This window comes from Methyloceanibacter stevinii (genome assembly GCF_001723355.1).
In the GTDB taxonomy this organism is placed as follows: Bacteria; Pseudomonadota; Alphaproteobacteria; order Rhizobiales; family Methyloligellaceae; genus Methyloceanibacter; species Methyloceanibacter stevinii.
In genome coordinates this window covers 38,421-59,929 of the sequence record NZ_LPWE01000004.1, presented here as the reverse complement: position 1 = coordinate 59,929, position 21,509 = coordinate 38,421, and the positions used below count along the sequence as shown (strand labels likewise).

Sequence of the window (21,509 nt, the reverse complement as noted above, 5' to 3'; positions counted from 1 at the left end):
CTGGCATTTTGGGGCGAAATAGGACAGGCTTGCTGACCTTTGTACTAGAGTCTGCGGCGCGGAGCTCTTCACACCGCCTTACTTGAGGTGGTCTGCTGCCATAAATCGCCGCGTACGCTAGCGTAGAGGCACGCTAGCCTACCAGGGCCCGATCTTCACTATTGCCTTGACGGTCACATTGGTGAGGTAGAGGCTTTTGGCCCAACCCCAACATGCTCGCCCAGGCGGCGAGGCCGAGAATTCATGCAGAAGATTGCACCCCGTGCGCTCCTACCTGGACCTTTCAACGTGACTGCGACTGGCATGCCGCGCGCGGAAGGACTCTACGATCCGGCCAACGAACACGATGCCTGTGGCGTCGGCTTTATCGCGGACCTGAAAGGCAACAAGAGCCACAAGATCATCGAGCATGGCCTCGAGATCTTGGTGAACCTGACCCATCGCGGGGCGGCGGGCGCGGACCCGCGCGACGGCGATGGCGCCGGCATGCTCATTCAGATTCCCCACGACTTCTTAGTGGAGGTCTGCGCCCCGCTCGGGTTTACGCTGCCGGAGCCCGGAGAGTACGCCGTCGGCCAGATTTTCATGCCCTCCAATCAGGCTCAGCGCATCTATTGCGAATCCGCGATCGAGCGCGTGGTCGAATCCGAAGGCCTGACCCTGCTGGGCTGGCGCACCGTGCCGACCGATAATTCGACGCTGTCGCCGGAGGTCATCGAGACCGAGCCGGTTCACAGGCAGGTCTTCATCGGACGCGGTCCCGGCATCAAGGACGAGACCGACTTCGAGCGGAAGCTCTATCTCCTGCGCAAAGTGATCTCCAACACGATCAACGGCGAGACCGGCGGTCACGACATCGGCTTCTACATCGTGTCCCTGTCCTGCCGGACGGTGATCTACAAAGGCATGTTCCTGGCCTATCAGCTGGGCGCCTACTACCAGGATCTCCACCACCCGAAATTCAGTTCGGCGCTGGCCCTCGTCCATCAGAGATTTTCGACGAACACCTTCCCGTCGTGGAAGCTGTCGCATCCCTTCCGCATGGTTGCGCATAACGGCGAGATCAACACGCTGCGGGGCAATGTGAACTGGATGGCCGCGCGCCAGGCGAGCGTGTCATCGCCCCTCTTCGGCGACAACATCTCGAAGCTCTGGCCGATCTCCTATGAAGGCCAGTCCGACACGGCCTGCTTCGACAACGCCCTCGAGTTCCTGGTGCAAGGCGGCTACAGCCTCGCCCATGCAGCGATGATGCTTATCCCCGAAGCGTGGGCGGGCAACCCGCTGATGGATGCCAAGCGCCGCGCCTTCTACGAATACCATGCGTGCCTGATGGAGCCGTGGGACGGCCCGGCCGCCATGGCCTTTACCGATGGACGGCAGATCGGCGCCACACTCGACCGGAACGGACTGCGTCCGGCCCGGTATTTCGTGACGGACGACGGCCTCGTCGTGATGGCGTCGGAAACCGGCGTCCTGCCCTTCCCGGAAGACAAGATCGTCGAGAAGTGGCGGCTCCAGCCCGGCAGGATGCTGCTCATCGATCTCGAGAAGGGCTGCATCATCTCCGACGAAGAGGTCAAAGCGGAGATGACCGACTCGCATCCTTATCAGGAGTGGCTCGACCGGACGCAGATCCAGGTGCATGAGCTGCCGGGCGCGAACGTGGCGCCGACGCGCCCCAATGTCAGCCTGTTGGATCGCCAGCAAGCCTTCGGCTATTCGCAAGAGAGCCTGAAGTTCCTGATGCTGCCCATGGCCCAGACCGGCCAGGAGGCCATCGGGTCCATGGGAACCGACACGCCCATCTCGGCTCTGTCGAACCGGCCGAAGCTGCTGCACACCTATTTCAAGCAGAACTTCGCGCAAGTGACGAACCCGCCGATCGATCCGATCCGCGAGGAACTCGTGATGTCGCTGGTGACGTTCATCGGCCCGCGGCCGAACCTGCTCGACCTCGAAGGCACGTCGAAGGACAAGCGCCTGGAAGCCGCCCAGCCCATTCTCTCAAATGAGAATCTGGAACGCATCCGGGCCATCGGCGCGGTCGCAGATAATCAGTTCCTGACGGTCACGCTCGACATGACCTACCCCGCCAAGGACGGCGAAAAGGGCATGGCAGGCGCGCTCGACCAGCTCTGCAAAAAGGCGGAAGCCGCTGTCCTGGAAGGCGACAATATCATCATCCTGTCGGACCGGGCGACGGACAGCGACCGCATTCCTCTGCCGTCGCTTTTGGCGACGAGCGCGGTGCATCACCATCTGATCCGTTGCGGGCTGCGCACGTCCGTGGGCCTCGTGGTCGAGACCGGCGAAGCCTGCGAAGTGAACCAGTTCTGCACGCTGGCCGGCTATGGCGCGGAAGCCATCAACCCCTATCTCGCTTTCGAGACGCTCGAGACCCTGCTACCGGAGATCGACGAGGACATCACTCTTGACGAGGCAATCACGCGCTACATCAAGGCCGTCAGCAAGGGCATGCTGAAGGTCATGTCCAAGATGGGCATCTCGACCTATCAGTCCTATTGCGGCGCGCAGATTTTCGACGCGGTCGGACTGAAGTCCGACTTCGTGGCAAAGTACTTCACCGGTACCAACAGCCAGGTCGAAGGCGTGGGCCTTGCGGAGATCGCCAAGGAGACCGTCGAACGGCACAAGGCCGCTTTCGGCGACGCCCCTGTCTTGCGCAATGCTCTCGACGTCGGCGGCGAGTATGCCTTCCGGGTTCGCGGCGAGGCTCATTCGTGGCGGCCGCAGGTCGTGGCCGATCTTCAGCACGCGGTCCGTGGCGACTTGCCCGAGAAATATCGCACCTATGCCGAGGCCATAAACCAGCAGGACAAAGAGCTCCTGACCCTGCGTGGCATGTTCCGCATCAAGAATGCCGAGGAACTCGGCCAGAAGCCGGTCCCGCTTGACGAGGTTGAACCGGCCAGCGAGATCGTGAGGCGCTTCGCGACAGGCGCCATGTCGTTCGGCTCCATCAGCCGCGAGGCTCACACGACGCTGGCGATTGCCATGAACCGGATCGGCGGCAAGTCGAACACCGGCGAAGGCGGCGAGGAAGTGGATCGCTTCACGCCGTTGCCCAATGGCGATTCCATGCGGTCGGCGATCAAGCAGGTTGCCTCGGGCCGCTTTGGTGTGACCACGGAGTACCTCACTAACGCGGACATGATCCAAATTAAGGTCGCGCAGGGTGCGAAGCCCGGCGAAGGCGGACAGCTGCCGGGCCACAAGGTCGATGGGACAATCGCCAAGGTGCGGCACTCGACGCCGGGCGTCGGCCTCATCTCCCCGCCGCCACACCACGACATCTACTCGATCGAGGATCTCAAGCAGCTGATCTACGATCTCAAGAACGTCAATCCGAAAGCCGACATCTCCGTGAAGCTCGTGTCGGAAGTGGGCGTCGGCACGGTCGCCGCAGGCGTGGCCAAAGCCATGTCCGACCACGTGACGATATCGGGATTCGAGGGCGGCACGGGCGCCTCGCCCCTGACCTCGCTCAAGCATGCCGGATCGCCCTGGGAAATCGGCCTTGCGGAAACGCAGCAGACGCTGGTGCTGAACCGGCTGCGCGGACGCATCGCCGTGCAGGTCGATGGCGGCTTGCGCACCGGTCGCGACGTAATCGTCGGCGCGCTGCTCGGGGCGGACGAGTTCGGCTTCTCGACGGCTCCGTTGATTGCGGCCGGCTGCATCATGATGCGCAAATGCCATCTGAACACCTGCCCCGTGGGCATCGCCACCCAGGACCCAGTCCTGAGAGCGCGGTTCACCGGCGCGCCGGAGCATGTCATCAACTTCTTCTTCTATGTCGCGGAGGAAGTGCGCGAGTACATGGCGGCCCTCGGCTTCCGGAAGTTCGAAGAGATGATCGGCCGCACCGAGGTGTTGGACAAGGAAGTCGCCATCGACCACTGGAAGGCGCGCGGGCTCGACTTCACCAAGCTGTTCCACAAGCCCGACAACGCCGACACGCACCCGATCCGGCATACCGAGCTGCAGGACCATGGGCTCGAGACCGTTCTCGACACCAAGCTGATCGAACTTGCCCGCGCGGCCATCGATGAGAAGGCGCCGGTCAAGATCGACCTGCCGATCAAGAATGTCGACCGTTCGACCGGCGCAATGCTGTCCGGCGAGATCGCCAAGCGCTACGGCCATGCCGGTCTTCTGGACGACACGATCTGGGTCCGTTTCAACGGCTCCGCCGGCCAGAGCTTCGGCGCCTGGCTGGCCCATGGCGTGACGTTCGACCTCGTCGGCGAAGGCAACGACTATGTGGGCAAGGGTTTGTCGGGCGGCCGCATCATCGTCCGTCCGCCCGAGGAGTCGAAGATCGTCCCCGAGAAATCCATCATCGTCGGCAACACGGTCTTGTACGGCGCCATTTCCGGCGAGTGCTACTTCCACGGCGTCGGCGGCGAACGCTTCGGCGTGCGCAACTCTGGCGCCACAGCGGTGATCGAAGGCACCGGCGATCACGGCTGCGAGTACATGACAGGCGGCGTGGTCGTCGTGATCGGCCCCACGGGCCGCAACTTCGCGGCGGGCATGTCCGGCGGCATCGCCTACGTGCTCGACGAGTCCGGCGATTTCGAGCAGCGCTGCAACATGGCCATGGTTGAGCTCGAGCCGATCCCGAGCGAAGACCAAGCCATGGAGAAATATCTCCACGAGGGCGGCGACCTGGAGACCCACGGCCTCGTGGATCTCACGGACATGACGCGCCACGATGCGTTGCGCCTGCGCAAACTGATCGAGAACCATCTGCACTATACCGGCTCGGCCCGCGCCCGAGAGATATTGGACAATTGGGCCACCTACCTGCCGAAATTCGTCAAGGTCATGCCGGTGGAGTATCGCCGCGCGCTGCAGGAAATGGCGCGTCAACAGGCTGCCGACCCGGATGGGCTCGGCACGATCGAAATCGGCCTGCGCGAGACCGGCAAATAAGCCACAATGCGGGCATGAGAGCCGGGCTTCGGTACTGCCGAGGCATTGGCACGGATGAGATGAGTTAGGGCGGAGATCCTAATCGAATGGGCAAAGTTACAGGGTTTCTGGAAATCGAGCGGGAAGACCGGTCCTATCAGCCGGCCGCCGACCGCGTGCGCCATTTCAAGGAGTTCGTGATCGATCCGAGTGAAGCGGACATCACGAAACAGGCTGCGCGCTGCATGGATTGCGGCATCCCCTATTGTCACACGGGCTGCCCGATCAACAACCAGATCCCCGACTGGAACGACCTCGTCTATCACGACGATTGGCAGGACGCGGCGCTGAACCTCCACTCCACGAACAATTTTCCGGAAGTGACGGGTCGCATCTGTCCGGCGCCGTGCGAAGCGGCGTGCACGCTAAACATCATCGACGAGCCGGTGACGATCAAATCGATCGAGCGCGCCATCGCGGACCGCGCCTTCGACGCAGGCTGGATCGTGCCGCAGCCGCCCGAGAAGAAGACCGGCAAGAGCGTCGCCGTTGTCGGGTCGGGGCCCGCAGGGCTAGCGGCCGCCCAGCAACTGGCCCGCGCCGGCCACGACGTGCATGTGTACGAAAAGCACGCTCATCCCGGCGGGCTGCTCCGCTACGGCATTCCAGACTTCAAGATGGAGAAGTTCATCATCGAGCGTCGCGTGACGCAGATGGAGGCCGAGGGCGTCACGTTCCACTGCAATGTCGACGTGGGAAAGGATGTCGACATCCGTGACCTGGAGCGCAAGCACGACGCCGTGCTGCTGGCCGGCGGATCGGAGCATCCGCGCGACCTCGCCGTGCCGGGGCGCGATCTCGACGGCGTTCACTTCGCGATGACATTCCTGCCGCAGCAGAACCGCCGTGTGTCGGGAGAGCCGCTGGGCGATGTCGACTCCATCACCGCCGAAGGCAAGCGCGTGGTCGTGATCGGCGGCGGCGACACAGGCTCGGACTGCATCGGCACATCATTCCGCCAAGGCGCGACGGCCGTCACGCAGCTTGAGATCATGCCGGAGCCGCCCGAGCAGGAGAACAAGGCGCTGACCTGGCCGCACTGGCCGCTCAAGTTCCGCACGTCGTCGAGCCAGGCCGAAGGCGCCGTCCGCGACTTCAGCGTGGCGACGAACCGATTCCTCGGCGACGGCAAGGTCGAGAAGCTGGAGTGCGTGCGCCTCGACGAGCAGATGAAGCCGATCGAGGGAAGCGAATTCACGATCCCGGCCGATCTGGTCTTCCTCGCCATGGGCTTCCTGCACCCGGTGCACGGGGGCATGATCGCGGACCTCAAGGTCGAGCTCGACCAGCGCGGCAATGTCAAAGCGAACGACGTCGACTACCAGACCTCGCGGAGCAAGATCTTCGTCGCGGGCGACATGCGCCGCGGCCAGTCGCTCGTGGTCTGGGCCATCCGCGAAGGACGGCAAGCCGCCCATTCGATCGACAAGTTCCTGATGGGATCGACGACGCTGCCGCGCTAGGCGGCGGCGTTCTTAGCTCAAGCGCTCTTAACTGGGCGGCCAGGCGAAGTCGTCGGCGCGTCCGGATTTCGGCTCGAGCTGCTCGCCACGTACTAGCACCCGATAGTAGGGCCGTTGCGCGAGCGGGAGCTGCGGCCGCGACGAGGACAGCGTCACGTCGGACACCGCCGAAATCGAAGAGATCGCCGTATAGCCACCGGGCAGATTGGATGTGATGACCTGCGGATCCGGCGCACCTCCGGAGCCCGTGTCGCCATCGGGATCGTTGATCGGCGCCGAGGCGCCGCGATTCGGGCGCACGACGCTGACGTCACCGACCTGATCCTCCCGCAAGGCATCGCCTTCCTCGCCGTCCACCGGATCGCCTGCGGCAGCTGTCCGGGCGGCAGGCTCAGGCGATGTCAGTCCCGTCGCCACCTTCTCCTGCTCCTCGGGATCGCCGGCGAGCGGAATGTCGCGTTCCTTCTTGGCAAGTTCGATGTCCTGGCGCAGTTCCTTGTTCACGAGCTGGGCCAGCTTCAAATCGCCGCGCGACGTAAAACCGTCGCCGTCGCGCATGCGTTGGGTCCGCCCGTCCTCGTCGGTGCCCACCAGCGTGTATTGGCCGTTCTCGTCGGCGAACTCGCTCCATGTATCGATGAACTTGGCGCCGTTCACGAAGGCCTTCTCGCGAAACACGTCGTTGAGACGTTCGGCGGCAGCCCGTTGGCCGGCCGAGCGCATCACCGGCAGCCCGACCCAGTAGACGCCCAGCCCCGCAGCCCGCAATTTCCGGATAAACGTCTCGATGCGGGCACCATAGGCCTGGCGCCATTCTTCGGTCCCCACATTGAGAACCTTGCCGTTCTCCCGGATCGCCTTGTGCTCGCCGAGGCCGAACTGGACGACCGCGACATGATAGGTTCCGTCGTTCAAGATCTGGTCGATCTCGCCGTTCCAGTCGTAGCGCTTGGGGTCTGTGAAGCCGGTCCACTTCTTGGACCGGTTCAGGACGTCCACGGTGAGATCTTCTTCGAAGGAGCGATAGAGCCCGCTCCAGAGCCCGTCCGCATCCCCGTCGCCGAGCACCACCACGCGGTAGCGGTCGCCATTGGGAAACGGCGTGATGTAGCTGCGGTGCGCGAGCGCATCTTGTGCGGCCACGGGCGTCGAGGCCGTGGAAACGAGAAGCGCTGCCAGCAGCAGCACGATCGAGCCGATCAGACGAGGCATGGGGGTGCAAAGATTCCTTAGGCGGGACATCAGGCACCCATCATAGCACTAATTCGCCTGTGCAGGAGGCACGTCGGAAGCGCTGCGCGAATAGGACGACGCACCTGCCTGCCCGGACCGCCAGGGCAAGGCCTGGGCCGGCTGCGCTGTTGCACAGGCTGCGGGTGGATTGGAATGATCGCGTAAGCATTCATCTGGCCCGGAGGCGAATATTCCGCCGCAACCTGCTGCTGCTGAGTGGCTTGCGGCTGCACAGGCTGAGGCTGCACGGCTTGAGGTTGAGCCGCTTGCGGCTGAGCCATCGGGGGCTGCGCCGGAGCCAGGAGCTGCTGCTGCCTGTTGGCTTGCGGGACAGCCCCTTGAGGATGGATGTATTGCGGCTGCACGGCATTCCCCGCGCCCGGTTGAGCGGGGGCGACCGCTTGCTGCGGCACATATTGAGGCTGCATGCCGTTCTGAGGCTGCGCCGCCTGTCCCGGAACCGGTTGGGCGCCCGGAATGGACGCCGTCGAGTCGGGCGCAGCGGCCGGAGGTAGTGCCGGCGCCTCGGCTCTCAGCTTCTTCAAAATGGTCTGCGTCGGATAGCCGTCGACGGCCATACCCTTAGCGCGCTGATAGGACCGCACGCCTTCGAGCGTGCCGCTGCCGATGATGCCGTCCACCTCGCCTTCCAGATGCCCAAGCGCAATCAGATGGCGCTGCAACTCCATGCGCTGATCCATGGACAGCCGGTTCTCACTTGTGGGCCAGGACTGGATGAAGGGCCCGTAGCCCGCGAGCCGGTCCGCCAGATGCCCGACGGCAAGCGCGTAGGAGTCGGCGTTGTTGTAGCGCAGGATCGAGCGGAAATTGTTCAGGACCAGGAAGGACGGACCATTGCGTCCGTCCGGCGACAAAAGCTGCGCCTTGTCGCCGGGCCGCGGGAACGGCTTGCCGTTGGCGCGGGTGATGCCCGCGGCCTGCCAGCTCGCAAGCGTCCGGTAGGTCCCGCGCTTGTAGCTCTTGGCGGTGTAACTCGAGGGCAGTTTGACCTCGTAACCCCAAGTCTGCCCCGGAATCCATTTCGACTTCCTCAAATAGGCAGCCGTCGAGCCAAGAGCATCGGGGATCGTGTCCCAAATATCGCGGCGCCCATCACCGTCGAAATCGACCGCATAAGCCGAATAGGTGGTGGGAATGAACTGCGTGTGCCCCATGGCGCCGGCCCAGGACCCGTTGAAATGCGCCGGGTCCGTATCGCCGTGCTGCAGGATCTTCAGTGCCGAAACGATTTGGCCGCGGGCGAACTTGGATTTGACCCCCGAACAGGCCAGGGTCATGAGCGACTGGATGACCTGCTTGTCGCCCTTGTTGGTGCCGTAGTTCGATTCCACGCCCCAGATGGCCAGAACGATGTGCTTGTCGACGCCGTATTTGGCCTCGACCTGCTGGAGCAGCGGCCCATACTCGATGAGCATCTGCTGCCCCATCGTAAGCCGCTTCGGTGAGATCGCGCGTTCCACGTACTCGCCCATCGGCTTCTTGTATTCGGGCTGATACTTGGCGGACTCGATCACTTCTTGGTCGTGCGAGATGCCAGCGGTCGCCCTCTCGAACGTCTCCCAGCTGACGCCGCCACGCTTCGCGGCGGGCCAAAAGCTCTTCACGCAGGTCTGAAACTTGTCCGCATACGCCGCGCTCGGGTAGGCCGCGAGAGAGACGCAGGCCAGACCAGCCGAAAAGGCAGACGATATCAATATCTTAGGACAGTTCATGGATCTCATCCTGGAAAAATAACAAATGGGGCGGGCAAAACCGTGGCAAACCCGCCGTTACGCATTTGCCTAGAATGACAGACCCTACTTTAGCACCTGGTTAATCAAGGCGTGGCTCGGGTAGCAGGTCAGAGGCAGCCCCCGCGCCTTCTCCTCCTTGCCGATCGTCTGCCGCGTCTTGAAGCCGACCAGTCCGTCGACCTTCCCGACGTCATGGCCTTGGGAAACAAGCACTTCCTGGAACTTGAGGACACGATCGCGGGTGAAGCGCTCCACCGGCTGCCATGTGCCGACAAACTGGACGGGCGTGTTGTAGGCGATCATGTCGGCCACATGCCCGACGAAAATCGCGTAGACATCCGAGTTGTTGTAGAGCTTCAGGACCGAGAAATTGGTCGTGGCCAGAAAGGCCGGCCCCTTCATCCCGGCGGGGAGCACGAGGAAGGTCCAGTCGCCGAGCCGGTCTTGCGGGAATTCGCGGCCGTTGACGCGCCGGACCCCGAGATCGATCCATTCCTTGATGGGCAGCGATTGATCCGGCCCCTGCAGCGTGCAGTCGAAATTCTTCGGGAGCGTCACCTCGTAAGCCCAAGGCTGGTTCCCGTCCCACCCCTGGCTTCGCAGCGCGTTGCCGGCGCTGGCCAGCGCGTCCGGAACCGAACGCCAGATGTCACGCCGTCCGTCGCCGTCGAAATCCACGGCATGTTCCTCGAAGTCGCCCGGCAGAAATTGAACATGCCCCATCGCGCCGGCCCAAGAGCTCTTCATCATCTGGCGGGTCGCATGACCGAGTTCGATGATCTGAAGCGCACCGATCAATTGCGGACGGAACTCGTCGGCACGCCGGCCCATGAAGGCCTGCGTCGCGATCGCCGTGACGGCGTCGTAAGGCAGCGCTGCGCGGCCAAATCCGGTTTCGCGCCCCCAGATGGCGAGCACGATGCTGGCCGGGACGCCATACTGCTCCTCGATAGCCTTCAGCGTGGGAGCGAGTTGCCGGTACTTGGCCCGGCCGCTGCCAGCGAGCGCATTCAGGCTGCTTGCTTTGAAATAGTTCTGGGGCACGCCGAACTCGGCCTGCGGCTTGGGCTTCGGCTTCATGGAGTCGGGCAAGGCCGGGCCGCCGGGATAGGCGGGATCGGGCGGCGTGAGCTGCGGCAGCGACCAGTCGAGCTTCAGCCCTTTCAGCTGCTTGTCGAAGGTCGCGCGGGAAATGCCAGCGGCTTCCGCCTCCGGCCACAAGCCTTCAAGCCACTGCTTGAAACTGGCTTCGACCGCGCGTTTGTAGTCGGACGCGGGGTCGGCAACTCCGGCCACAGGCCATGAAGTGAGCGCGAGTGCGAATAACAATGCGAACGCCAAACGCGTCCGTGTAAGCCGTGCGGCCGCCATAGACGATCCTTCAAGCTTCCAAACGAATCTCTACGCAGAGTGTGGCGGGCCTCTATGACCTTGAAAAGGCGCGTTCGACATGGAACGGCCAGACCCGACGCTAGGCCGGTCCGCCTTCGTCCTTGAGATGCCGTTCCCAGGCAAGGGCATGGCCGACGATGGCATCGAGATCGTCCAGCCGAGGCTCCCACCCGAGCACCTTGTGGATGCGGCCGGCGCCCGCGACGAGCGCGGGTGGATCGCCGGGACGGCGATCGGCCATTTGGACAGGAAAGTCGACGCCAGAAAGCCGCTTCACCGTCTCCACGACATCCAGGACTGAGAATCCCCGGCCGTAGCCACAGTTCAGGACCACACTCTCGCCGCCGGCCCGCAGGTAACGCAGAGCGTCGAGATGTGCCCGAACCAAATCACTAACGTGGATGTAGTCGCGCACGCAGGTTCCATCCGGCGTCGGATAATCCGTTCCGTACACGTCAATCTTAGGCCGGACTCCCATGGCCGCTTCGCACGCGACCTTGATGAGATGCGTGGCCCGGGGGGTGGACTGTCCGGCCCTGCATTGAGGATCCGCACCGGCCACGTTGAAGTACCGCAAGGCCACATAGCGCAACGGATGCGCCCTCGCCGTGTCGGCGAGCATCGTCTCGGTCATGAGCTTCGAACTGCCGTATGGCGAAATAGGCTGCAGCGGTGCGTCCTCGTCGACCGGCGAGTGCTCGGGCTCGCCGTAGACGGCCGCCGAGGAAGAAAAGACGAAATACTGCACACCGGCATCAACCGCGCACGCCAACAGATTTCGGGAATTGGAGGTGTTGTTGCCGTAATAGCCCAACGGATCGACGACCGAGTCCGGCACGACGATCCACCCGGCAAAATGCATGATCGTGTCGATGGGGTAGTCGCGCAGAAGCTGTCCAACTAGAGCCATGTCGCCGACATTGCCCTCCACGAAGCGGGCCGCATCCGGCACGGCAGACCGGAATCCGGTCGACAAGTCGTCTAGAACGATGACGTCGTTGTCGGCGGCCAACAGCTCCAAGACCATGTGGCTGCCGATATAACCGGCCCCGCCCGTGACAAGTACACTCATTGGATCGTTTCCCGAAAATCCGCACGTCAAGCGCTGTATTTGTGCTATCGCAGAGGTGGTTTAGAGACTGCTAAACGCCATCGTTTGGTCTGTCTGGTTTGTCATCCCTGTGCCCGTTTCGCCTCCGGGCCCAGCCCGCAGCTTTGAAAGAGGACTTGATGCCTGCCCGCATTCGCAAAGCCGTGTTTCCCGTCGCAGGGCTCGGCACACGATTTCTACCCGCTACGAAAGCAATGCCCAAAGAAATGCTCACCGTGGTGGATCGGCCGTTGATCCAACACGTTGTAGACGAGGCGCGCGAGGCCGGCATCGAGCATTTGGTCTTCGTCACCGGCCGCAACAAGGGCGCCATCGAAGACCATTTCGACAGACAACCGGAACTCGAGGAGACGCTGGCCGCACGAGGCAAGACGGAGGCGCTCGAGATCCTCGCCGAATGCCTGCCCGACGCCGGCGAGGCGAGCTTCGTCCGCCAGCAGGCACCTCTGGGGCTGGGCCATGCGGTCTGGTGCGCCCGTGAGATCGTCGGCAACGAGCCGTTCGCGGTGATCCTGCCGGACGTGCTGGTGCAGGTGCCGGGCAAGGGATGCCTTGCGCAGATGCTCGACGTCTACAACAAGCATGGCGGCAATATTCTCGCGGTCGAACCTGTCCCCGATGACCAAACGAAGAACTACGGCGTGGTCGCGACAGGCGATGCGGAAGGAAATGTCTTTCCCGTCACCGGCATGGTCGAGAAACCCCCGGCCGGCACCGCGCCCTCCAATCTAACCATCCTCGGCCGCTACATCCTGCAGCCCGAAATCTTCGATCTCTTGTCCGAACAGGGAGCCGGCTCGGGCGGCGAGATCCAGCTGACGGATTCCATGCTGAAGCTCCTGACGACGCAGCCCTTCTATGCGGTCGAATATGAAGGCCGCGCCTTCGATTGCGGATCGAAGTCCGGGTTCCTCGCGGCCAATGTCGCCTACGCGCTCGAACGACCCGACTTGCGCGACGATGTCGTTGCCGAGATCAAGAAGCTGCTCTGATCGCCAACGCAGATCGACGGGGCGCGGTCACTCGGCTCCTTAGTTGCGGATGCGTAGGCCGACGCGAATCTCGTTCTCGGCATATTCGTTGAAGCGGTCCGTCGACATGAAGTCCGTATGCTCATATTGGGTGTACACGGACATGTTCGGATTGAAGAAGTACTCCATGGTGAGGCCTTCGCGCAGCCGCTCGTCGATGAGCGGATTGTCTGCATAATCCGCCGTTTCGTAGCTCAGATAGCCGCCCACCACGAGATAGCGCCAGAACGCGTGCTGCAGCGACAGGCGGTAGCTCCGCGAGACGGCACCGAGCGAATCCACCGTATTGGCGGTCGCGATCTGCGAGTTGGCAAGGAACTCGACAAGCGTCATCGGGGTCGGCATCCAAACGACGTCCGCGTTCAACAAGAATCCTTCGACCGGCGCGGTATCGTCGGCAATCGAGCTTTGCTCGCCCCAGCCGAGACTGATGTCGCCGTAGAAGGCGTTGCTGACCGAGAACGTCATGCCGGCGAGCGTCGCGAACCCGTTCGAATCCCGCGTGAGGCCCGAGACCGTGACCGGCTGCTTGTACACATCCTCGCTGATCTCCCCTTCCAGATAGAGGGACAGACCCGGGTTGAATTCATACGTGCCGCGCATGGTGAGCTCGTTCTCGCGATAGTCCCTGACATCGACGAGCGGGATGAACTGTCCCGTCACGGTCTCCGCCAGCGCCTGCTGCACGCCGGTCAGGTCTTGGTAGTCGAAGGTCGAGATGCTGCCCTCGACCTCGACCGTCAGCCGGTTGAAATTGTGCTCGGCCGACAGCGAGATCTGCTCCTCCTGCACATTCGTCTGGAACCCGGCGATGTTGGTGATGTCGACCGCGTTTCGGCCGTCCTGAGTCTGCGCCTTGCCTAGCTCGAGCTGCACATTGGTCCGCGCGCCGACATCGAGCCGGCCGCGCAGCAGCGCCGCGTAGATCTTGTCGTCCTCCACGGAGAACCGGTTGAACCAGCTTCGGTCGGCAGTGAACTCGGCCTCGAAGGCATGCCGCGCCCAATCCGATTCAAGGCGGACTTCCGGTGCGAACTCGAAAGCATAGGCCGAGTTTCCGTTCGGCGTGCCCAGCACGTTGTCCGTGAAGATCATGCCGACATCAGCCTCGGCGAAGAGCAAAAAACTGCCGAGACGGGTGCCGAGCGGTTCGTAGGGATCGAGCTGGCGCACGCGCAGTCCAAGCGGATCGTCGGCCGGGTCGATATCCACGATGTCGTCCCGCAGCGGCGTTTCCACGGGATCGCCGAAGGGATCGACTTCGCCCGGCGCTTCCGCCCTGCCCTCATCGATGCCGAAGCCCGGAACCGCTTCGTCCGCCACGACCGTACCCCGAAGGCCAGGATCCACCGTCGAGGGTCTGAGCTGACGGCTGACGGTGACATCGGGGGCTTGGGTCGTCCCGGCCGAGGTGGCGTCGTCACCGAGTCCGCCGAGAGGGTCCGTGTCCTCAGCATTTGTGCCGAGATCGGTTGCGAGCATCGTCGCCCAAGCCGTCCCCGGCCGACTCCTCGACGATGCCGCCCCTCAGCGGAAGCCCGAGCGAGCGGGCCGTCGGCGCGGCCGTCCCTGTACCGGTGGAAATGCCCGACGAAGGCGTGCCGATGCTGCCGCGCAAGCCTGGCGTGTCCTGCGCCACAGCCGGCGCAAGAGAGGCGGCAAGCATAGTGGCAGCGAGCACGCCCGCTGCGCTGGACGTTTGGCGACGCGGCAAGGACGCACCTCGATCGGACTTGGGCTTGTGCAAGGAGCTCTCGGCAGCGAGAGTTCCGCACCTGGACCCGTTGACCTATCGAGCCTAGGGGAAACAGGGTTAACGAGGCGTTTATCGGCGTCCCAAATCGGTCCTGGGCAATGGGTTTGGGAAAGAGGCTTGGCTTGACGTTTCAATGCCTTATTCCATGCTAGAATTGCGCGCCGCAGAGGGGGAATACGAGCCGATGTCCGTTGGTTTGAAACAGGATCTAGTTACAGCCGAAGACCACAGCGAGGCCGTCGCCTCGGCCACGCGAACGCTGCAGCTCGAAGCCCAAGGTCTGAGCGCCCTTCAGGAAGCGCTCTCTGGCGAACTTTCAGCGACTTCGCCGCCGCGCTCGGCATTTTGCGGGGCTGCCGCGGCCGCGTCATCGTGACCGGCATGGGCAAGAGCGGCCATGTGGGCCTGAAGGTCTCCGCCACCCTGGCCTCTACGGGGACGCCCGCCTATTTCGTGCACCCGAGCGAGGCGAGCCATGGCGACCTCGGCATGATCACCCCGGATGATGCGATTTTGGCATTTTCCTGGTCGGGAGAGACGGTCGAACTCGAGAATATCCTCTCCTATTCGCGCCGCTTCGCCGTACCGCTGGTGGCGATTACGTCCAACGCGGACTCCACACTCGCAAAAGCTGCGGAGGTCGTCTTGGCGCTCCCCCGCTCGAAGGAAGCCTGTCCGCACGGGCTCGCCCCAACGACCTCGACCATGATGCAGCTGGCCCTGGGGGATTCCATCGCCATCGCGCTGCTGGAAAGCAAGGGCTTCACGGCGCTCGACTTCGGCGTACTGCATCCCGGCGGCCAGCTCGGGGCCCGGCTGAAATTCGTGGACGATCTGATGCACCGGGAGACCGACCTTCCGCTGACCGACGCCGACACGGTGATGTCCGAAGCCATCGTTGTCATGACCGAAAAGGCTCTTGGCTGCCTTGGCGTCGTGAATCAAAACGGCGAGTTGCAGGGCATCATCACCGACGGCGATCTGCGCCGGCATATGGGCAACGGCCTGCTCGATCGGCGTGCGGTAGAAATCATGACGCCTGCGCCGAAGACCGTGACGCGCGACATCATGGCGAGCGCGGCGCTGGAGATCATCAACGCCTCGGCCATCACGGCGTTATTCGTCGTGGAGGACGGACGGCCCGTCGGCATCGTCCACATCCATGATCTTCTGCGCGCGGGCGTGGCCTAGGACGAGCGTCGCCTCACAAAAGAGACTGCCAGGACAAGAACCGCCTACGCGGCGATCGCTTCCTTGTCCTTCTTGTCCACCACCTGTTCACCCTTGCGCGCACGCGAGAACGACCGGCCGGCATTCGACATCGCACCTGTTTCAGGATCGACATCGGCGATGGACCGAACGAGCTCCGCATAGTGATAGTGCGTCGCCACCTTCAGGGCATAGATGAAGAGGATATGGGGCTCGCGCCAGCGCTTCTTCACCACTTGGGCCAGTTGCTTGCGGTAGCGGGCACGTAGATCCGGATCCTTCACGGCGCTCAGGAGACGCGAAGCGATCACACCAAAGCGCACGTAATTGTAGGAGGCGCGCTTGGCCCAGGCCCAGCGCCAGTCGTCCCAGTACGGGAGCTGGTGCACCGTGAACTTGAAGTCCTGATCGAAGAACTGCGAATCGAGACGGCTGAAATACGCGTCCGCTGAATACGTCTCCAGCATGACCTGGATAAAGCCGTCCCGCAGTTCCTCGGACGACATGCCAAGCGGGACGACATTCGTGCCGTACAGATCGGCATCCTCGGCGGTATTCAGGCGGCCGGCCTCCTTAAGACGCTTGAAGAGCGGTGTCGTTGGAATTGCATGCAACATGCCGACGAGAGCCGTCGAAATTCTTGCGCGGGATAGAAACTCCGGCACGGCGGGGAAAATCGTCGTGTCGTCGTGGTCGAAACCGACGATCATGCCGCACCACACATCGATGCCTTTGTCCTGGATGCGATGCACGCGGTCGATCAGCGAGCCCGCGTTCGGACGCACGTTCTGCAGCTTCTTCGTCTCCCGCAACGACTCCTCGTTCGGCGTTTCGATGCCGATAAAGACATTCTGGAAACCCGCGAGACCCATGAGTTCCATGAGTTCCTCGTCCTCGGCGAGGTCGAGCGAGGCCTCCGTGAAGAGCGTGAGCGGGTAGGCGCGCGCCTGCTGCCACTCGATGATGTCGCGCAGGATCGGCTTGATGGCCTTCTTGTTACCGATGAGGTTGTCATCCACCACGAAGACGATCTTCAAGCCGACCTCGAGAAAAGATTCGAGCTCGGCGATGACCTGCTCGCTCGCCTTGAGGCGCGGGCGGCGCCCGAAAGTTACGATGATGTCGCAGAACTCGCACGTGAACGGACAGCCTCGCGAAATCTGCATACTGCCAAACATATAGCGTTCCGCTTTGAGCAGATCGGCTCGCGGCAATGGCAGCGTTTCAAGGTTGGTTTTTTCGGCCTGCTCGTAGCGGGATTTGTGCTCGCCGTTTTCCCACTCGGCCAGAAACTTCGGCCAGGTCTCATCCGCCTCGCCCACGAAGATCACATCGGTCAATCCTTCGAGCACTTCGGGCTCGACCGTGGCCATGGGGCCGCCGACGACCGTCATCACACCACGTTCGCGCATGACGTCGAGAATTTCGAGGAGCCGGCTCCCTTGAATGCTCATTCCAGTCAAGCAGACGATATCCGCGCGCGCCAAACGGTCGAAGTCGATGTCCTCGACATTCTCATCGACCAGCGTCACGTCATGATGGTCCGGTACGAGAGCGGCTAGGAGGGCCAGGCAGGCGACCGGCAAATTAGCTTTCTTGCCAAAGAGCGGCATACAGTGCTCGAACCCCCAGAAAGAGATGTCGAAGCGCGGATTGACGATGACGATATCGGCCATGATGTCCTTCTAATGCGAGCGATTCTCTCTTCTACTTGATACTGGTCTAGTGATACGGGGAAACAACAGTCGCCCCCTAGACTGTTCCGGGCGACCATAACCGATTTTCGGCCGGCGCGCTGACCCAAATCAAGGCTCAGGGATAATGCCCTCAAGTTCCGTCGATATTGTGATTGTTGGTGGCGGAATTCATGGCGCTGCGATCGCGCGCGACGCGGCAGGCCGCGGCCTCAAGGTCATGCTGGCGGAACGCGAGGATTATGCCAGTTTCACGTCCTCGGCCTCCTCAAAGCTGGCGCATGGCGGCTTGCGCTACCTGGAGCACATGGAATTCGGACTCGTGCGCGAGTCCCTCAGCGACGCGCCGGCCTGTAGACCGCGCCGCATTTGGTCTCGCCCCAGTTCCTCCTGCCCATTTTCGACTGGCAGAAGCGCAGCGCCTGGTTCGTCCATACGGGATTGGCGCTCTATGACCTGCTCTCGCTCGGCGGCGAAATGCCGGGAAGCGGCCCGTCTGTCGCAAAGCGAGGTCGATGCCCTGCCGCATTTGCGCCAGGACCACCTCAAGGCCGTGCTGCACTATCACGATGCCCATGCGGATGACGCGAGATTGACCTTGAGCGCGGCCTTGGACGCGCGGGCCCGCGGCGCCGATGTCGCCAATCGCCGCGCGGTGACGGCGATCGCGCCCCGCGAGAACGGGTACGCGGTAACGATCGGCGAGGATGGGAAGACCAAAGAGATCGACGCCCGCTTCATCGTCAACACGGCAGGGCCCTTCGTCGGCGAGGTGGATGCCATGATCGCCGACGCCCCCTCACCTCAGGACATCCGTTTCGTCCGGGGCAGCCATATCGTCTTGCCCATGTCGGACCCGGCGGAGACGTGCGCCTACACACTCCAGGACGAGGGCGAACGCATCATCTTCTCCATTCCCTGGCTCGCGGGGAAATTCCTCATGATCGGCACCACCGACATTCCCCAGGGCGGCGCGCCCGGCCATGCCGCCTGCTCCTCCGACGAGAAGAAATACCTGCTCGACGCGTACAACCGCTATTTCGCCCGGACCGGTGGGCCGGCAACCGAAAGCGATATCGTTTTCGATTGGGCAGGCTTGCGAACGCTGCACGGGCGCCCGGACGAAGATCCCAGCCGCATCACCCGGGAGGTAACGCTGGAGACCGCCACGCAAGGCACCGGCGGCTTCCTGTCGCTGGTCGGCGGCAAGCTCACCACCCACCGCGCCACGGCCGAGCGGGTGCTGGCCAAGCTCCAATCGATGGGGTTGGACATGGGGCCGCCCTGGACCAAGGGCGTGCCTCAATATGGCGGCACGCTGGATCGCGACACGCTGCGTGCCCGCGCAGGAGAAGGGCCGACGGCCGTTTCGCCGGAAACGCGTCAGCGCTGGGCATTCACCTATGGCGACAAGATCGACGATCTGTACCAGGCGCTTGAAAAGGACCCGGCCCTTGCCGAAGAAATCGCTCCGGGCGTCCCGCGGGTGGAGTTGGAGCATGTTGCGACAGTTGAGGACGCAAGCACGGCCGAAGACTTCCTCTGGCGCCGCACCAAGCTGGAGCTGTCTCTGGACCAGGCATCGCACGATAAAGTTGAAGAGTGGTTCTTACACAACTAAGGTGTGGTGTCGCACCACACTCTAGCGCCGGAGGGACCATGCCCAACTTCAGGCTCGAACAGGGCAAACGCTACAGGGCCGAGATCAAACTCAAGTTCTTCGAAAAATGGGCCTCCAACGACCGGGTCGCGACCGAAGTCGAGAAGGTCGGCTTCTCGGATGTGGAGGTCACGGGCTCGGGCGGAACACGGATCGGCAAGGCGACCTGGTCGAACAATACAATGACCGTCCCGTTGCCGAGTAGAATCCAGAACCCAATCGAAATCTAGCCGCTTCGTGCCCTCGCCCCACCCCAGGCAGTTGAAGCCCGCGTCGCCACGAACTAGGACATGACCTGGAACCTGGCCATGCGTGCCATGCAGCTTCGGGGGATTGATGTCTGAGTTTACAGTCGAGAAGGGCAGGCGCTACCGCGCGACGATTACACTTGGATTGCTCCAGAGCTTCGCCTCCAACGAGATGGTCGCGGGCCATCTGATCGAGGCGGGCTTCAGCGATGTGCATGTCACCGGTTCGGGCAGCACCCGGATCGCTACCGCGCTCTGGGACAAAGACACCGTCACAGGTCCGATCCCGGACGAAATTTCAGAGATTTCGGCGCTGGCCTAGACGCTTGCGGCTTAGGCGTCGGTTTTCGCCGGCTCCACTTTCAATATGGACCCGTCCGCGCCGCGAACCGTGACCTGCGCCCCCTTGGGCAAGGCAGGTCCCTCGACGCGCCAGATCGTGTCGCCCGCGTGCACGCTGCCGCGGCCGTTCTCGATCGGGTCCACCAGTTCGTAGGTTTGACCGATGAGTTGCGCCGCACGCTGATTGAGAAGGGGCGCATCGGTCTCGGTCGGGTTCTTCCGTAAGTAACGGTTGACCAGAATCACCGTGACGAGAGACAGGCCGCAAAACCAGATGAGCTGCCATTGCCAGGCAATCTCGTAGCGCAAGGCAACGACGCCCGTCACGAGCGCGGCGAGCCCGAACCACATGAAGAAAATTCCTGGCGCGAGCATTTCGAACACAAGCAGCGCGGCCGCCAGGATCAACCAAATCCAAGGACCGAGAGTGACAATCGTTTCCATCATCGTGGAGCGTCCCTAGCGCCTAGTCCCTAGACCCTGGGCACCGAACCGCCGCGCGAAGGCCGCGGGCTGTTGGGTGACGGCGTGGCTTCGGACGAGTCTCTCGCGAAAGCTTCCCGCGCAATCTCGGCGACGCCCGCGACCGAACCGATCACGGAGGAGGCTTCGAGCGGCATAAGCATGACCTTCTGGTTTGGCGCCGCGGCCAACGCCTTCAGCGCGTCCACATAGTTGTTGGCGACGAAGTAATTGATCGCCTGGACGTTTCCCGACGCGATCGCCTCGCTCACCATCGCCGTTGCCCGCGCTTCGGCCTCGGCTTCGCGTTCGCGCGCCTCTGCATCGCGGTAGGCCGCTTCGCGCCGGCCCTCGGCCGCGAGGATCTGTGCTTGCTTCGTGCCCTCGGCCTCCAGAATGGCGGCCTGACGCTCGCCCTCCGCGGTGAGGATCGCCGCGCGCTTGTCGCGCTCGGCCTTCATCTGGCGCGCCATGGCGTCGACCAGATCGCGGGGCGGCTCGATGTCCTTTATTTCGATGCGGGTAACCTTCACGCCCCAGGAATGCGTCGCGTCGTCGACCACCGTCAGCAGGCGATGGTTGATCTCGTCGCGCTCGGACAGGAGCTTGTCCAAATCCATCGACCCCATCACCGTACGGATATTCGTCATGGTGAGATTGAGAATGGCGCTTTCGAGGTCGGTCACCTCGTAGCTGGCCCGAGGCGCATCGAGCACCTGGAAGAAAGCCACGCCGTCGACCCGCACCATGGCATTGTCGCGGGTAATCACCTCCTGGCTCGGCACATTGACCACCTGCTCCATCATGTTGAGCTTGCGGCCGACCCGGTCGATGAAGGGAATGATCAGGCCCAGACCCGGCGTCAGGGTGCGCGTGTACCGCCCGAAGCGCTCGACGGTGTAATTGTAGCCTTGCGGCACGATCTTCACCGCCGCGATGACGGTCACGACGAAAAGGACCAGCAGCGCAAGTACGAAAATATCGAAACCGAACATTCGGCATCCTCCCCAAAGCGTCCGGGCGTCGCCCAGCCGAAGCCAAATCAGCGTGATCGGCCACGATCCGAGCCCACGATCTTTCCATAGATGGGGTGGCCAGCGCGGTATTTAAGGGGTTTTGCGGGAAGATAGCCACCGGTGACAGTGCGCAACCG

14 protein-coding genes and 1 pseudogene are annotated in these 21,509 nt (G+C 62.9%); 7 read left to right on the top strand and 8 right to left on the bottom strand.

The genetic code is table 11. The features are described from left to right. Positions 1–243: 243 nt before the first annotated feature. Both gltB and AUC70_RS02670 read left to right on the top strand, forming a co-directional pair. Positions 244–4,962: a glutamate synthase large subunit gene (gene gltB, locus AUC70_RS02675; protein ID WP_069443482.1), complete on the top strand. Its 4,719-nt coding sequence runs from the start codon at positions 244–246 to the stop codon at positions 4,960–4,962. An 86-nt stretch (positions 4,963–5,048) separates the two neighbouring features. Further along, positions 5,049–6,464: a glutamate synthase subunit beta gene (locus AUC70_RS02670; protein WP_069443481.1), complete on the top strand. Its 1,416-nt coding sequence runs from the start codon at positions 5,049–5,051 to the stop codon at positions 6,462–6,464. Between the two features lie 27 nt (positions 6,465–6,491). On the opposite strand, the gene AUC70_RS02665 is transcribed toward AUC70_RS02670, so the two are convergent. The 4 genes from AUC70_RS02665 to galE all read right to left on the bottom strand — a co-directional run bounded on the left by AUC70_RS02665 (position 6,492) and on the right by galE (position 11,915). Next, the gene (locus AUC70_RS02665; RefSeq protein WP_069443480.1) at positions 6,492–7,676 is read right to left on the bottom strand and encodes an SGNH/GDSL hydrolase family protein; all 1,185 of its coding nucleotides are present in this window, start codon (positions 7,674–7,676) and stop codon (positions 6,492–6,494) included. A 29-nt stretch (positions 7,677–7,705) separates the two neighbouring features. Further along, a complete protein-coding gene (locus tag AUC70_RS02660; RefSeq protein ID WP_083241189.1) occupies positions 7,706–9,430 on the bottom strand; it encodes a lytic murein transglycosylase in 1,725 nt (574 codons plus the stop codon). Positions 9,431–9,514: 84 nt separating this feature from the next. Beyond that, a complete protein-coding gene (locus tag AUC70_RS02655) occupies positions 9,515–10,822 on the bottom strand; it encodes a lytic murein transglycosylase (protein WP_069443478.1) in 1,308 nt (435 codons plus the stop codon). 100 nt (positions 10,823–10,922) lie between these two features. After that, the gene (gene galE, locus AUC70_RS02650; RefSeq protein WP_069443477.1) at positions 10,923–11,915 is read right to left on the bottom strand and encodes a UDP-glucose 4-epimerase GalE; all 993 of its coding nucleotides are present in this window, start codon (positions 11,913–11,915) and stop codon (positions 10,923–10,925) included. A gap of 158 nt (positions 11,916–12,073) precedes the next feature. On the opposite strand from galE, the gene galU reads away from it, so the two are divergent. Then, positions 12,074–12,946 carry a UTP--glucose-1-phosphate uridylyltransferase GalU gene (galU, locus tag AUC70_RS02645; RefSeq protein ID WP_069443565.1) on the top strand — a complete coding sequence of 291 codons (873 nt, stop codon included), beginning with the start codon at positions 12,074–12,076 and terminating at the stop codon, positions 12,944–12,946. Between the two features lie 39 nt (positions 12,947–12,985). Here the strand turns inward: galU and AUC70_RS02640 are convergent, their stop codons facing one another. Further along, positions 12,986–14,467, bottom strand: a complete 1,482-nt coding sequence (locus tag AUC70_RS02640) for an outer membrane beta-barrel protein (protein ID WP_069443476.1) — start codon at positions 14,465–14,467, stop codon at positions 12,986–12,988. Positions 14,468–14,925: 458 nt separating this feature from the next. Between AUC70_RS02640 and AUC70_RS02635 the strand changes: the two are divergent. Further along, positions 14,926–15,932, top strand: a pseudogene (locus AUC70_RS02635) (KpsF/GutQ family sugar-phosphate isomerase). A gap of 44 nt (positions 15,933–15,976) precedes the next feature. On the opposite strand, the gene AUC70_RS02630 reads toward AUC70_RS02635, so the two are convergent. Then, the gene (locus AUC70_RS02630) at positions 15,977–17,626 is read right to left on the bottom strand and encodes a B12-binding domain-containing radical SAM protein (protein WP_069443475.1); all 1,650 of its coding nucleotides are present in this window, start codon (positions 17,624–17,626) and stop codon (positions 15,977–15,979) included. Between the two features lie 145 nt (positions 17,627–17,771). On the opposite strand from AUC70_RS02630, the gene AUC70_RS02625 reads away from it, so the two are divergent. The 3 genes from AUC70_RS02625 (at position 17,772) to AUC70_RS16615 (ending at position 19,874) form a co-directional block, all read left to right on the top strand. After that, on the top strand, positions 17,772–19,265 hold the full coding sequence (locus tag AUC70_RS02625) for a glycerol-3-phosphate dehydrogenase/oxidase (protein ID WP_069443474.1): 1,494 nt from the start codon (positions 17,772–17,774) through the stop codon (positions 19,263–19,265). A 38-nt stretch (positions 19,266–19,303) separates the two neighbouring features. Next, positions 19,304–19,534 carry a hypothetical protein gene (locus AUC70_RS02620; protein WP_069443473.1) on the top strand — a complete coding sequence of 77 codons (231 nt, stop codon included), beginning with the start codon at positions 19,304–19,306 and terminating at the stop codon, positions 19,532–19,534. Positions 19,535–19,640: 106 nt separating this feature from the next. Next, positions 19,641–19,874 (top strand): hypothetical protein, encoded by a 234-nt coding sequence (locus AUC70_RS16615; protein ID WP_141701914.1) that lies wholly within the window; start codon positions 19,641–19,643, stop codon positions 19,872–19,874. Between the two features lie 11 nt (positions 19,875–19,885). Here AUC70_RS16615 and AUC70_RS02615 read toward each other — a convergent pair whose 3' ends face one another. Continuing rightward, the gene (locus AUC70_RS02615; protein WP_069443472.1) at positions 19,886–20,341 is read right to left on the bottom strand and encodes an NfeD family protein; all 456 of its coding nucleotides are present in this window, start codon (positions 20,339–20,341) and stop codon (positions 19,886–19,888) included. 26 nt (positions 20,342–20,367) lie between these two features. Then, positions 20,368–21,351, bottom strand: a complete 984-nt coding sequence (locus AUC70_RS02610; RefSeq protein WP_069443471.1) for an SPFH domain-containing protein — start codon at positions 21,349–21,351, stop codon at positions 20,368–20,370. Positions 21,352–21,509 lie beyond the last annotated feature (158 nt).

Excerpts from the sequence above, each read along its gene's own strand:
- gltB (WP_069443482.1), top strand. The coding sequence starts at position 244 with ATGCAGAAGATTGCACCCCGTGCGCTCCTACCTGGACCTTTCAACGTG.
- AUC70_RS02670 (WP_069443481.1), top strand. The coding sequence starts at position 5,049 with ATGGGCAAAGTTACAGGGTTTCTGGAAATCGAGCGGGAAGACCGGTCC.
- AUC70_RS02665 (WP_069443480.1), bottom strand. The coding sequence starts at position 7,676 with ATGCCTCGTCTGATCGGCTCGATCGTGCTGCTGCTGGCAGCGCTTCTC.
- AUC70_RS02660 (WP_083241189.1), bottom strand. The coding sequence starts at position 9,430 with ATGAACTGTCCTAAGATATTGATATCGTCTGCCTTTTCGGCTGGTCTG.
- AUC70_RS02655 (WP_069443478.1), bottom strand. The coding sequence starts at position 10,822 with ATGGCGGCCGCACGGCTTACACGGACGCGTTTGGCGTTCGCATTGTTA.
- galE (WP_069443477.1), bottom strand. The coding sequence starts at position 11,915 with ATGAGTGTACTTGTCACGGGCGGGGCCGGTTATATCGGCAGCCACATG.
- galU (WP_069443565.1), top strand. The coding sequence starts at position 12,074 with ATGCCTGCCCGCATTCGCAAAGCCGTGTTTCCCGTCGCAGGGCTCGGC.
- AUC70_RS02640 (WP_069443476.1), bottom strand. The coding sequence starts at position 14,467 with ATGCTCGCAACCGATCTCGGCACAAATGCTGAGGACACGGACCCTCTC.
- AUC70_RS02630 (WP_069443475.1), bottom strand. The coding sequence starts at position 17,626 with ATGGCCGATATCGTCATCGTCAATCCGCGCTTCGACATCTCTTTCTGG.
- AUC70_RS02625 (WP_069443474.1), top strand. The coding sequence starts at position 17,772 with ATGCCCTCAAGTTCCGTCGATATTGTGATTGTTGGTGGCGGAATTCAT.
- AUC70_RS02620 (WP_069443473.1), top strand. The coding sequence starts at position 19,304 with ATGCCCAACTTCAGGCTCGAACAGGGCAAACGCTACAGGGCCGAGATC.
- AUC70_RS16615 (WP_141701914.1), top strand. The coding sequence starts at position 19,641 with ATGTCTGAGTTTACAGTCGAGAAGGGCAGGCGCTACCGCGCGACGATT.
- AUC70_RS02615 (WP_069443472.1), bottom strand. The coding sequence starts at position 20,341 with ATGATGGAAACGATTGTCACTCTCGGTCCTTGGATTTGGTTGATCCTG.
- AUC70_RS02610 (WP_069443471.1), bottom strand. The coding sequence starts at position 21,351 with ATGTTCGGTTTCGATATTTTCGTACTTGCGCTGCTGGTCCTTTTCGTC.